Below are 12,603 nucleotides of genomic sequence, written 5' to 3' on the forward strand. Positions count from 1 at the left end.
GGGGGGGGGGGGGGGGGGGGGGGGGTACGTGCGGGTCGTTACGCGGCGGTCACCGAAAGGGCGTGGAACTTCTCACCCGCGGCCTCGACAGCGGCGGCGAGCTGCTCGGCGGTCACGGTGTCGGCGCACTCCACCTGGACGGTCTGAGTCTCGTGATCGGCATCGGCGTCGGTCACGCCGGCAACGTTGAGCAACGCCGTCTCGACGGTGGCGTCGCAGTGGCCGCACATAAGGCCCGAGGTTTTGATCGTGTAGTTCATGGGTGTACTCCTTATCGATTGAGATTATCTGACAGTTTAGTCGTGAACAGAGTCATCTTAAAGGTGCGCTGAGGTGCCCGAGATTGCCCCGAAAGAGGAGTGAAGCGTACTTGGGTACGCGAGCGACGGTTTGAGGGGCAAGGTCGGGTGCCTCAGCGTGCCGTTTTGGGCTTAAAGGTTCGTAGGCGCAATGCATTGCTTACGACGCACACGCTCGACAGGCTCATGGCCGCGGCGCCAAACATCGGCGAGAGCTGCCATCCGGTGAGCGGGAAGAACACGCCCGCCGCCAGCGGAATGCCGATGCCGTTGTAGAACAGTGCCCAGAACAGGTCCTGCTTGATGTTGCGGATCGTGGCGCGTGAAAGCTCGATGGCTCGGGCGACGTCCATGAGGTCGCTGCGCATGAGTACCACGTCGGCGCCCTCCTTGGCGATGTCGGCGCCGGTGCCGATAGCAAGGCCCACGTCGGCGCGCGCCAGGGCGGGGGAGTCGTTGATGCCGTCGCCCACCATGGCGACCTTGCCGCCCGCATCCTGCAGTTCGCGCACGTGGCGTTCCTTGTCGGCGGGGAGGACGTCGGCGATGACCTGCGCACGGTCGAGTCCCACACGGCGGGCGATTGCTTCGGCAGTGACGCGGTTGTCGCCGGTGAGCATGCGCACGTCGACGCCGAGTGAGCGCAGCGCGGAAATGGCTGCGGCGCTCGTCTCCTTGACCTCGTCGGCCACGGCAATGGTGCCGACAAGCTCGCCGTTCTTGGCAAAGAACAGCGGCGTCTTGCCTTCGGCGGCAAATTGCTCGGCAAGACCCGCGGGCACGGTAACGCCCAACTCGTTCATCAGGCGCACGTTACCAGCGGCAATGGCGTTTTGCCCTTCGCGCGCCGTAACGCCACGACCGGGCACGGCAGCAAAGTCCTCGACCATGCGCGCGACGATTCCGCGTGTCTCGCACTCGGCCATAATCGCCTCGGCCAGCGGGTGCTCGCTTGAGCGCTCCAGCGCGGCGGCCAGCTTGAGCAGCGCCTTTTCGCTCATGGCGGACGAGCCGTCAGCGCGCGTGGCTACCACGATATCGGTCACGGCAGGCTTGCCGCGGGTGACCGTGCCCGTCTTATCGAGCACCACGGTGCCCACGCTGCGCAGGTTCTCCAGCGCCTCGGCGCTCTTGAACAGAATGCCCATTTCGGCGCCCTTGCCGGTGCCCACCATAATGGCGACGGGCGTGGCCAGGCCCAGTGCACACGGACAGCTGATCACCAGCACGGCCACGGCGGAGGTGAGCGCTTCGTTCACGCTGCCAGTCAGTGCCATCCACACCGCAAAGGTCACGGCCGAGATCACAAACACCACGGGCACAAATACGCCAGCGACCTTATCGGCCATGCGGGCGATGGGCGCCTTGGTGGCGTTGGCGTCCTCGACGAGCTTGATGATTTTGGCGAGCGACGTGTCGGCGCCCACACGCGTGGCGCGGAAGGTAAACGAGCCCGTGCGGTTGACCGTGGCCGCGTTGACAGTGTCGCCGGCGGTCTTCTCCACGGGGATGGACTCGCCGGTGAGCGCGCTCTCGTCCACGGCCGAGCTGCCCTCGAGCACCACGCCGTCGACGGGGATGGACTCGCCGGGGCGCACACGCAGCACCTGGCCGGGCAGAATGGCATCGACGTCGACGGTGGCCTCGGTACCGTCCTCGGCCACGACGATCGCGGTCTTGGGCGCCAGGTCAATGAGCGCCTCGATGGCGCCGCCGGTTTTGGATTTGCTGCGTGTCTCGAGGTATTTGCCCACGGTGACGAGCGACAGGATCGTGCCCGCACTCTCAAAATACAGGTTGTCCATGCCCGTCATCATGGCCTCGCGGACCTGTCCTGCGGCTAGTTGGTCGGCCATGATAAACATGGCGTAGAGCGACCAGGCGATGGATGCGGTGGCGCCAACGGCGATAAGGGCGTCCATGGTGGGCGCGCCGTGTGCGAGCGATTTAAACCCGTTGATAAAGTACGCGTCGTTGACGTAGACGATAGGGATGAGCAGGACGAGCTCGGTGAGGGCGAGCGTCATGCTGTGGGTATGATCGGTGAAGACGCCAGGCAGCGGCCAGCCGAGCATGTGCCCCATGCCTATATAGAACAACGGGACAAGAAAGACGATTGAGACGATGAGTCGTGTGCGCATGGCGGAAGCGGCGGCCTCCAACTTTTTGGAGGGCGACTCCATATGGGCGGCGCCGGTCCTGGCTTGTGCGCTGCCGCTTGGGCCGGCGTCGGTGCCCGTGCTGACGGGCGAGGCCGAGTAGCCAGCGCGATCGACAGCGGTGCAGATGTCGTCGGGGGTGACCTGCGCGGGGTCATAGTCCACCAGCATGGAGCCGGCGAGCAGATTGACCGCGACGCTCTCGACGCCGTCGAGTTTGCTCACGGCGCGGTCCACGTGCGCCTGACAGGCGGCGCATGTCATACCACCCACATCGAATTTATCTTGAGCCATGGCTTCTCCTTTCTGTGGCTCGGTATTGGAATTGTTAACCTGCCGATACTATACACCCATACCCCCTGGGGGTGTCCAGTGGGGATGAAAATGTATGACATTTCGCTACAGATGCGGGTGGCTGCTCAATCGTTGGCAGCTCATGTCAAACATCTCGATCTGTAACATCTAGCGGGGAAAATGACCTCTAACTGTTACAGATTGAGATTTTGTTTTGCGAGGTTTGAGTTTGTCTCAATCTGTAACAGTTAGACCGGTTTTTGGGTTCTAGATGTTACAGATCGAGACAATCGGCCCAGGCCCGCCTCGTCCGCTCCGTCATCTGTGGTTTACGTGGGGGCATGCGAAGCACGGGTATACTAACCCGCGGCGAATCTGCTCCATCGCTTAGGGCCGCTGCGTCTGGACGGCGCGTGATAGGGCTGCCAAAGCGATCGCCAGCGTGCTGAGCAACGTCCTCTCTGTGCGCACCCGTTTTTGTATGTATTAGCGCACTACCAAGCACGCCCGCGCGGCCGCATGCCGTGCCCATTGCGCGTGCAGATAAGGAACAACAACATATGCGTAATTCTGTATCCGACGTCACCGACGCCGAGATCCTGGACGAGACCCGCGAGGCCATGACCCAGGCTGCCTTCGATGCCGCCGATGAGGCCAATGCTGCCCAGGCCGTCGAGTCCGCTACCGAGAGCCTGCCCGCCTTTGACGAGCTGGGCCTTTCCGACGAGATGCTTCGTGCCATCGAGAACCTGGGCTACACGGCGCCGACGCCCGTGCAGGCCGGCTCAATCCCCGTGGTGCTCGAGGGCCGCGACCTGCTTGCTGCCGCTCAGACTGGCACCGGCAAGACGGCCGCCTTTTTGCTGCCGACCATGAACAATCTGGAGCACATCGCTCCGCCCAAGCCTGTGCGCGAGCGCAGCGGCCGCAACCGCCGTCGCGGCGCTAAAAAGCCCGAGGGCAACGGCCGCGGCCCCGTGATGCTCGTCATCACCCCCACGCGCGAGCTTGCCCAGCAGATCGACGAGGTCGCGAGCAAGATCGCCGACGTCACCGGTCATGTCGCCGTGACCGTCGTGGGCGGCGTGAGCTACAAGCCGCAGACCGCTGCCCTCAAGTACGGCTGCGACATCCTAGTCGCCACGCCGGGCCGTCTGGTCGATCTGATCGAGCAGGGCGCCTGCCACCTGGACGAGGTCAAGGTGCTGGTGCTCGACGAGGCCGACCGCATGCTCGACATGGGCTTTTTGCCCGCCGTCCGCCGCATTGTGCGCGAGACGCCGGCCGAGCGCCAGACGCTGCTGTTCTCGGCCACACTTGACGAGGAGGCTGTGGGCGAGATCACCGACCTGGTGAGCGACCCGGCTCGCGTGGAGATCGCACCGGCCACGTCGACCGCCGACACCGTCGACCAGTTTGTGTTCCCGGTGTCCATCGAGGCCAAGAACAACCTGCTGCCCGAGTTCCTCAAAAAGGAAGGCCCGGAGCGCACCATCGTCTTTATGCGTACCAAGCATCGCGCCGACAGCTGCTGCCGTCGTCTGGAGCGTAAGGGCATCAAGGCCGCCGCGATTCACGGCAACCGCAGCCAGGCCCAGCGCGAGCGCGCGCTTTCGGCCTTCCGCGACGGTACCGTCGACGTGTTGGTGGCAACCGACGTGCTTGCCCGCGGCATCGACATTAGCGACGTGCGCTACGTCGTGAACTTTGACGTGCCGGCCGAGCCGACCGACTACATCCACCGCATTGGCCGCACGGGCCGCGCCGGCGAGCTGGGCTGGGCCATTACGTTTGTGACCGAGCAGGACGTCGATGAGTTCTACGAGATTGAGAAGCTCATGGACAAGACCGCCGACATCTACGAGGCCGGCGACCTGCACGTGGGCCCCAATCCACCCGCGGTTGATCCCGAGCGCGACCCTGCGGCCTTTAAGGTGAAGAAGAAGACCAAGCGAGGCAAGTCCAAGAGCAAGAAGAAGCTTGAGCAGGCGCGTCGCGACGGCAAGCGCAACGGCGACGATTACGGTGATGTGGCCGGTCGTTCCAACCGCGGTCGTGACGAGCGTCGCGGCGACGGCGAGCGTCCGAGCCGTCCCAAGCGCGGCGGCAAGACCCGCGTGCGCGAGGGCGTTCAGGCTCGCGTAGACGAGGCTGTTGAGAGCGTGGCCCGCGAGGTAGCTGCCGAGGAGCGCGGCGGTGCCGCTGCCGTCGAGCAGGCCCCGCGCGGTAACCGTGCCGAGCGTCGTGCCAAGCAGTTCCAGGGCGAGGCGCATCGCCGCCGTCGCGAGGACGAGGACCGTGGAGGTCGTCGCCGTGTTGAGCGCGAGGACGAGGGCCGCGGTTCGCGTGGCGGCAAACGCGGTGCGGGCGACCGTCGTCGTTCCGGTCGCGATGGCGAGCGCGGCGGGCGCAATGAGCGCCGTGGCGGCGAAGGCCGTGGTTCGCGTGACGAGCGTGGTACCCGCGGCGGCGAGTCCCGCGGCGGCAAGCGCTTTGAAGAGCGCGGCGGCCGCGGCGGCGAGCGTCGCGAGGGTGCTCGTGGTAACGGCGGCCGCGGCGGCGCTGGTCGTTCTAACGAGTCGCGCGATCGTCGTGACCCGCGTGCCAGCCGCGATCGTCGCGATGACTGGCGCAACTACGACGATACCCGCGAGGAGCGTCGTGGCGGCTATCGTGGCGGGCGTGGCGGCAACCAGGCCGGTTCCCGTGGCGGCCGCGCCGGCGGTCGCGATAACCGTGGCAGCTATGGCAATAGTCGTGGCGGCAAGCGCGGTAGCAGCTCCCGCCGCCCCGGTGACGGCGGCGGCAAGCGCAAATAACGCACGCATCGCCCGCTAGAGCGAGGTGAACCAAGGGCCCCGAGCAACTACGCTCGGGGCCCTTTTTGTTTGCCGTATCCGATCGCTAGTTCAAATGTGATTTCCTCGGGAATGCATCTAGAGGATGCCGTGGGCCTGTTTCCTACCATGCGGCAATGGGTCCCATGGGGTGCGCCGTGCATTTTTTGGAGTATTCTGCAGTTCGAGTTGTCTGCATATGATTTGACGTCGCCAACGGTGGCCTTCGGATATCCCTAGCGAGCGTTCTGAGTCAGATTTCGTCGTTTTCCGGAGCAGGGGCGCGTCATTCTCGCCATGTCGGGACTTAAAAGGATGCGGCGCCCTACAGTTTTGCCCATCCGCGGCGGTGCTGGCGCGGTCACGTTGCAGAATACTCCGTTTTTTGCACGGGCCAGGATGGGGTACCTCGGGAGAACACGGCGGTATCCCGTAAATATATACAATCTGTACCGTAATTTATACAAAACGAAGAGGCAGACAGCGTAGGGTGGGTGCATTGGGGTGCTTGGTGCATTAAAACGGGGACCCACGTGCCGTATACTCTGGCTGGATGTGAAAACGGCTTGACGCGTTGCTGAGCGTAGGGGGAGGGTGTCTAGATGAGCGTATTCGAAATTGTGTTTAGTCCGACGGGTGGAACGCAGAAGGTGTCTGGCCTTGTGGCTGGAGCGCTGGACAAGAATACCGTTACCGTCGATCTGACCGATAGCGGGTTGGATTTCCACGAGGTCTCGATGACGAAGGACGACGTGGCTGCTATCTCCGTGCCAGCGTATGCCGGCAGAGTCCCTGCCATGGCGGTCGACCGACTGAACATGGTGCGCGGCAACGGGGCTCGGGCTGTTTTGGTTTGTGTATACGGAAACCGCGCGTTTGAGGACACGCTCGTAGAGCTGGAGGACGTTGCGAAGCGCGCCGGATTTAGGGTGGTTGCAGCGGTTTCTGCTATTGCTGAGCATTCCGTTGCTCGTCAGTTTGCTGCTGGGCGACCGGATGCGCAGGATGCGGCGCAGCTCGCAGAGTTTGCGCAGCAAATTCAGCAAAAGCTGTTGACTGAGGATGCATCCGAGCCCTCTATTCCCGGCAATCGTCCTTATAAACAAGCCGGAGGTCACCGCATGGCACCCGAGGCAACAGAGGATTGCGTCTCCTGCGGTGCATGCGCCGCGGCGTGCCCCGTTTGTGCTATCGACAAGGGCGACCCCAAGCGAGCAGCTGGCGAGGCGTGCATCTCCTGCATGCGCTGCATTGCCGTATGTCCGCGAGGCGCTCGCAAGCTTGATCCCAACAAGCTATCCGCTGTTTCCCAGATGCTGAGCAAGGCTTGCGTCGTGCGGAAGGAATGCGAGCCCTTCATCTAGTGCATACGAAATTGGTGCATTGGGGACAGGTTAATCTGCACCAACCTGGTGCAAACAAACCTGTTCCCAACGCACCAGAGTGAGGAGTGCCCCTGGGTGCCGGCGGGAAAGGAACGCCCCTAAGTGCCGCCTAAATACCGTTTATCGAAGAAATAATACCGCTCACCGGTCATAATGATTGTTCTGGCTTTGGGCTTGTCTACAATAGCTCCCGTAAAAAGAAATGCGGAAGGTTACCGAGTCCCTCGGACGTGGGCCTAACCAAAGTCTTTGAACGGGTGTGTCTCTATGGATGCATTCGTTTGATTTTGGTTGGGCTATATTTATGAAGGGACATGTCACCATGGGTTTCTTTTCTCGCCTTATGGGTGGCTCGGACAAGCAGACGACTGCGACTTCCGAGTTCGAAATCCTCGCCCCTGTTTCCGGCGAGCTTGTTAATCTAGAAAAAACCAATGATCCCGCTTTTAGCAGCCGTGCGGTGGGCGATGGCGTTGCCGTGGTTCCCCAAGAGGGAACGGTGTGCGCTCCTGTTTCCGGTACCGTCGCGGCGCTGTTTCCGACCGAGCACGCGCTGGGCATCATGTCCGACGACAGCTCTGCTCAGGTGATGCTGCATATCGGAATCGACACTGTTAAACTTGAGGGCAAGGGCTTCCATGCGCTTGTTGCCCAGGGTGACCATGTCGACGCGGGCCAGCCCCTCGTCGAGGTCGATTTCGACGCGGTCCGCGCCGCCGGCTTCGATCCCACGGTCTTCGTTATTGTATGCGAGCGTTCGGAGAACTCGACTCTTCGTGAGCACGCTTCCGGCCCTGTTACTGTTAAAGAGCCTGTCGTCTGGCTTTCCGAGTAAATTCTTGTGGTGGGTACCGTGGTTATCAAGCGAGTTTTCAACAATAACGTCGCAATGGTCACTTCGGACGATGGCTTCGAGCTCATTGTCATCGGTCGAGGCCTCTGCTTTGGCCGTCATGCCGGCGATGCCATCGACGAGGCATCGGTCGAAAAGACCTACGCGTTGCAGGAGGGAACTTCTCAGGATTCGCGTACGATTGACCGCTTGGCACATCTTTTGGAGTCCATTCCCACCGTCAACCTCGTGATTTCCGAGGACATTGTTCAGATGCTCCGTCGAGAGCTCAATGTTGATATCAACGACAAGATTCTCATTGCTCTCGCAGACCATATCAGCCTTGCCCTCGATCGTGAGCGCAAGGGCGTTCGCTGCGAGAACCCGCTGCTGCTTGAGATTCAGCAGTTCTATCGCAAGGAGTACGCGCTTGCGGGCCGTGCGCTGCAGATCATCAAGGACTACCTGGGCATCGAGATGAGCGAGGAGGAGCAGGGTTTCATTACCTTGCATATCGTCAACGCCACCATGCCGCAACGCTCCGACCGTCTCATCATCTCGGTCCAGCTTGTTCGCGACGTGCTTGCGATTGTTTCCGAGCGCTATGCTACGACCCTCGATGACACCTCGCTGCCTTACGAACGTTTCGTTCGTCACCTGCAGTTTTTCGCACAGCGAGCGCTCGATCCTGCGGCCGGGCAAATCAATGGCGACGCGCTGTTCCGAATCGATGAAACGGCGTATCCGTGCGCATTCTCGTGCGCGGACGCCATAGCTGCCCACTTGTCGTCTACCTATAACGTTGTCGTTACCGATGCCGAGAAGAGCTATCTCGCATATCACATTGTTAACCTGCTTGGAGAACCTGGTCTCTAGGCATAACGTGCCCACACATCGATTGATATAAGGCAGGGCTTATGGCCTTGTCCAGGGCACATCTGTCTTAATTTGCGGAAAAGGAAAGGGAGTACCGCTATGACCGCAAAAAAGAAGTTCAATTTCAAAGCGCCGTTGGAGGTGTTCGCGAAGTCGATCGTTCAGCCGATGATGTATCTCTCGGTTGCCGGCATTCTGCTCATCGTGGGCATTATTCTGACCAACAAGACCATCTGCGCCGTGATCCCCGTACTGGGCTCCGGTCCGTTCCAGCTTGTGGGCGCCGTTGTCTATCAGTCGCTGATGTTTATCATCAACAACCTCTCGATTCTGTTCTGCGTGGGCATCGCCGGCGCCATGGCAAAGAAGAACAAGGGCCATGCTTCGCTTATCGCCCTGATGTCGTTCTTCCTGTTCCTGCAGGCTAACAACATCGTGCTCAACGCCACCGGCTCTCTTGCCGAAGCGAGCGGCATGCTCGGTCTTACCGGAACCGGCCAGAGCACCGTTATGGGCATTCAGGTGCTCGATACCGGCGTGTTTGGCGGCATCATTCTTGGTTGCATCACCGGTGCCGTGTTCAACAAGTACTCGAACAAGCAGTTCCCCATTGCCCTTTCGATGTTCTCGGGCGTTCGCTTCCCGTTCCTGATCATGATCATCATCTCCTGGATCATGGGCGCTGGCTTCTGCATCGTTTGGCCTCCGGTTCAGGGCGCCATCTCCTCCGTTGCCGGCATCATTAAGGAGTCGGGCAACATCGGTCTGTTTATCTACGGCATGCTCAACAAGCTGCTCGTTCCCACCGGTCTGCACCACCTCATCTACACTCCGTTCCAGTTCTCCGATGTGGGTGGCACCCTGACGCTGGGTGATCAGGTTATCGCCGGCGCCTATCCCATCCGTGTCGCCGAGATGGCAATGACGGGCCAGCCCTTCTCCGATAGCACCTACTTCAACAGCTACACCTTCAACAACCTGTGGCCCTACATCGGTATCGGTCTCGCCTTTATCTTCACCGCTTACAAGGGGAACAAGGATAAGACCAAGGCCGTTATCATCCCGCTGATCATCACCGCCGTGCTCTCCTGTGTCACCGAGCCCATGGACTTCCTCTTTGTCTTTGCCGCTCCCGTGCTCTTTGTTGTTCACTCGGTTCTTTCCGGTATCTTCCTGGTCCTGCTCAAGGTCCTCTCCGTGCCCGCTTCGACTGCAGGCGGCATCATCAACATCGTGGTTTCCAACCTGGTCCTTGGTGTCGATAAGACCAACTGGCCGATGATGCTCGTGCTTGGAGTCGTCAACGCCGCTCTGTACTTCTTCCTCTTCACCTTCCTTATTAAGAAGCTCAACCTCCACACGCCTGGTCGCGAGGAAGAGTCCGAGCTCGCCGAGTCCGTTGCCGAGGGCGAGGCCGCCGCGTCTGTCGCGGTGAAGCAGGGCGCTGTTGCCGCGGCTCCCGCAGAGGGCGTCGATGCAGGCATCGCCGACCTGGTCGCAGGTCTTGGTGGCAAGGACAACATCGAGGAGCTCGAGAACTGCTTTACGCGTCTCCGCGTGAACGTTAAGAACCCGGACCTCATCAATGAGGACCTCATCAACCACGTGCCCAACAGCGGCATCAACCGCAACGGCAATAATATCCAGATCATCTTTGGCATGAAGGTCGCCGAGATGCGTGACAAGGTCGAAAACGCAATTGAGAAGGAGCAGTAAACAATGATCATTACTCTGTGTGGTGGCGGATCCACCTTTACCCCCGGCATCGTCAAATCCATCGCCCTGCGCAAGGACGAGCTCGACGTTGACGAGATTCGTCTGTACGACATCAACGAGGAGCGCCAGCGCAAGATCGGCGTGCTCGTGGACTGGATTTTGCACGAGGACCTCGGCCTGGACATCAAGCTCACGGTGACCACCGACAAGGAGACTGCCTTTACGGACGCGAGCTTCGTGTTTGCCCAGATGCGCGTGGGCGGCTATGCCATGCGCGAGCAGGACGAGAAGATTCCGCTGCGTCACGGCTGCGTGGGCCAGGAGACCTGCGGCTGCGGCGGCCTTGCCTACGGCATGCGCACCATCTTCCCCATGGTCGAGCTGATCGATGACGTTGAGAAGTACGCTAAGAAGGACTACTGGATTCTCAACTACTCCAACCCTGCTGCCATCGTGTCCGAGGGCTGCCGCGTGCTGCGTCCCAACGCTCGCATCATCAACATCTGCGACATGCCGATCGCGATCATCGACGTGGTTTGCGCCGCACTCGATATCGACAAGAAGGATGTCGAGTACGATTACTTTGGCCTCAACCACTTTGGTTGGTTCACCTCGATCCGCCACAAGGGCGAGGAGGTGCTCCCGCAGCTGCGCGAGTACATCAAGGAGCATGAGATTCTGCTGCCCGACTCCTACCTCAAGGGCATGGGCTCGCTCATGGCAAAGAAGCCCGAGGAGGCCACTGACGAGCACCCCGAGCAGAACCGCCACACCAAGGGCAGCTGGTACTACGTCTGGAAGGGCGAGTACGAGATCATGGAGTGCTTCCCGGAGTACCTGCCCAACACGTATCTGAACTACTACCTGCAGCAGAAGGAGTTCGTCGAGCATTCCAACCCCGAGCGCACCCGTGCTAACGAGGTTGAGGAGACGCGTGAGAAGAACCTCTTCGACGGCATCGACCACTACGAGAAGACGGGCGAGATCGACGAGAGCACGTTCTATGCGGGCAGCCACGGCGACTGGATTGCCGATTTGGCTATCGCTCTGAAGAACGACACCAAGCAGCGCTTCCTGGTCATTTGCGAGAACAAGGGCGCTATCCCCAACATGCCCTACGACGCTATGGTCGAGCTGCCTGCCTACATTGGCAAGAATGGCCCCGAGGTCATCAGCCGCGACAACATTCCTCTGTTCCAGCAGGGCCTCATGATGCAGCAGCTGAACTCCGAGAAGCTCGTGGTCGAGGCTACGATCGAGGGTTCTTACGAGAAGGCGCTCAAGGCCTTTACGCTCAACAAGACCGTGCCTTCGATGAAGGTCGCCAAGGAGGTTCTCGACGACATGATCGAGGCCAACAAGGGTTACTGGCCCGAGCTTCGCTAAAGACAGAAGGTCTCTGGCACAAAAGAGCCGCTGACCGTAAAACTTGATCAATGCCCTGTTCGCGTGTTTGCGCGGACGGGGCATTGCCGTTTTGCGCAAAGGGTTGATATGGGGGTGGGCAGCGCCGTCGCGTCGAGATTGCCCGAGCCCTGCTGTGCCCAGGTGACGCGGTGATTCTGGACGAGCCCTTTACCGGTTTAGATACCGCTGCGCGTGACGCATGCGCCGAGGTCGTGCTCGACTTGCTCGACGGCCGCATGATGTTGTTTGCCATGCACGATGCCGCCGGCGCTCAGGCCCTCAATATCTCGGATATCATCACGCTCTAAATACTTACTCAGCAACAAAATGATCCGTTTTTTCTCCGTCCCCATGGGGTCGGGTATGGTATTCTATCTGCGGGGTAATACTTAGGAATACCAAGTAATACCAACGCTGTAGAAACAAACTCCAGATGCGGGCCAATCGGGTTGCCTTCACAGCCCGTCGCCCAGCCGCGTGGCCCGCATCTATCCGCACCACCGTCGTTTCAAAAAGGAAGCGCCATGGCAGAACACATGACCCCTGTAGTCGCGAAGGTCTTGCCCGAGGAGAAGGCAGCCTTCGCGGCGGCAACCCAGCTCGTGGGTACCACGCCGTCCAACGCCATCCGCATGTTTATCGCCGCGTTTAATCGCTGCGGCACCTTTCCGTTCGACATTTCGCCCAACGGGGCCTTTGGCACTGCGCCCGATTCTCATCAACAATGACTGTCCCAAACTGCCGGCACTTGGGGACGTTCCTTTTAATATGAGCAGGACATTGTCAAGAGGCAAAATC

General features: G+C 60.5%; 9 protein-coding genes and 1 pseudogene. 8 read left to right on the forward strand and 2 right to left on the reverse strand.

The window, feature by feature from the left end; translation table 11 throughout:
- Positions 1 to 38: 38 nt before the first annotated feature.
- Positions 39 to 260, reverse strand: a complete 222-nt coding sequence (locus DWZ22_RS05985) for a heavy-metal-associated domain-containing protein (protein WP_089572201.1) — start codon at positions 258 to 260, stop codon at positions 39 to 41.
- Positions 261 to 412: 152 nt separating this feature from the next.
- A complete protein-coding gene (locus DWZ22_RS05990; RefSeq protein WP_118405667.1) occupies positions 413 to 2,752 on the reverse strand; it encodes a cation-translocating P-type ATPase in 2,340 nt (779 codons plus the stop codon).
- 560 nt (positions 2,753 to 3,312) lie between these two features.
- Here DWZ22_RS05990 and DWZ22_RS05995 point away from each other — a divergent pair.
- The 8 genes and pseudogenes from DWZ22_RS05995 (at position 3,313) to DWZ22_RS06030 (ending at position 12,533) form a co-directional block, all read left to right on the forward strand.
- The gene (locus DWZ22_RS05995; protein WP_117797460.1) at positions 3,313 to 5,571 is read left to right on the forward strand and encodes a DEAD/DEAH box helicase; all 2,259 of its coding nucleotides are present in this window, start codon (positions 3,313 to 3,315) and stop codon (positions 5,569 to 5,571) included.
- A gap of 620 nt (positions 5,572 to 6,191) precedes the next feature.
- Positions 6,192 to 6,953 carry a 4Fe-4S dicluster domain-containing protein gene (locus DWZ22_RS06000; protein ID WP_118405668.1) on the forward strand — a complete coding sequence of 254 codons (762 nt, stop codon included), beginning with the start codon at positions 6,192 to 6,194 and terminating at the stop codon, positions 6,951 to 6,953.
- Positions 6,954 to 7,296: 343 nt separating this feature from the next.
- Positions 7,297 to 7,809 carry a PTS glucose transporter subunit IIA gene (locus DWZ22_RS06005; protein WP_158573305.1) on the forward strand — a complete coding sequence of 171 codons (513 nt, stop codon included), beginning with the start codon at positions 7,297 to 7,299 and terminating at the stop codon, positions 7,807 to 7,809.
- Positions 7,810 to 7,827: 18 nt separating this feature from the next.
- On the forward strand, positions 7,828 to 8,682 hold the full coding sequence (locus DWZ22_RS06010; protein WP_233546460.1) for a PRD domain-containing protein: 855 nt from the start codon (positions 7,828 to 7,830) through the stop codon (positions 8,680 to 8,682).
- 99 nt (positions 8,683 to 8,781) lie between these two features.
- Positions 8,782 to 10,398 carry a PTS transporter subunit EIIC gene (locus DWZ22_RS06015; RefSeq protein WP_118256353.1) on the forward strand — a complete coding sequence of 539 codons (1,617 nt, stop codon included), beginning with the start codon at positions 8,782 to 8,784 and terminating at the stop codon, positions 10,396 to 10,398.
- Positions 10,399 to 10,401: 3 nt separating this feature from the next.
- Entirely contained in the window at positions 10,402 to 11,784 is a 1,383-nt protein-coding gene (locus DWZ22_RS06020) for a 6-phospho-alpha-glucosidase (protein WP_118405670.1), read from the forward strand.
- 125 nt (positions 11,785 to 11,909) lie between these two features.
- Positions 11,910 to 12,113: pseudogene (locus tag DWZ22_RS10300) on the forward strand (hypothetical protein); the annotation flags it as partial.
- Positions 12,114 to 12,329: 216 nt separating this feature from the next.
- The gene (locus tag DWZ22_RS06030; RefSeq protein WP_117734431.1) at positions 12,330 to 12,533 is read left to right on the forward strand and encodes a hypothetical protein; all 204 of its coding nucleotides are present in this window, start codon (positions 12,330 to 12,332) and stop codon (positions 12,531 to 12,533) included.
- Positions 12,534 to 12,603 lie beyond the last annotated feature (70 nt).

Source organism: Collinsella sp. AF31-11, assembly GCF_003475605.1.
In the GTDB taxonomy this organism is placed as follows: domain Bacteria; phylum Actinomycetota; class Coriobacteriia; order Coriobacteriales; family Coriobacteriaceae; genus Collinsella.

What these genes read in the sequence shown, in the direction of transcription:
- DWZ22_RS05985 (WP_089572201.1), bottom strand. Translation starts at nt 260, where the DNA reads ATGAACTACACGATCAAAACCTCGGGCCTTATGTGCGGCCACTGCGAC.
- DWZ22_RS05990 (WP_118405667.1), bottom strand. Translation starts at nt 2,752, where the DNA reads ATGGCTCAAGATAAATTCGATGTGGGTGGTATGACATGCGCCGCCTGT.
- DWZ22_RS05995 (WP_117797460.1), top strand. Translation starts at nt 3,313, where the DNA reads ATGCGTAATTCTGTATCCGACGTCACCGACGCCGAGATCCTGGACGAG.
- DWZ22_RS06000 (WP_118405668.1), top strand. Translation starts at nt 6,192, where the DNA reads ATGAGCGTATTCGAAATTGTGTTTAGTCCGACGGGTGGAACGCAGAAG.
- DWZ22_RS06005 (WP_158573305.1), top strand. Translation starts at nt 7,297, where the DNA reads ATGGGTTTCTTTTCTCGCCTTATGGGTGGCTCGGACAAGCAGACGACT.
- DWZ22_RS06015 (WP_118256353.1), top strand. Translation starts at nt 8,782, where the DNA reads ATGACCGCAAAAAAGAAGTTCAATTTCAAAGCGCCGTTGGAGGTGTTC.
- DWZ22_RS06020 (WP_118405670.1), top strand. Translation starts at nt 10,402, where the DNA reads ATGATCATTACTCTGTGTGGTGGCGGATCCACCTTTACCCCCGGCATC.
- DWZ22_RS06030 (WP_117734431.1), top strand. Translation starts at nt 12,330, where the DNA reads ATGGCAGAACACATGACCCCTGTAGTCGCGAAGGTCTTGCCCGAGGAG.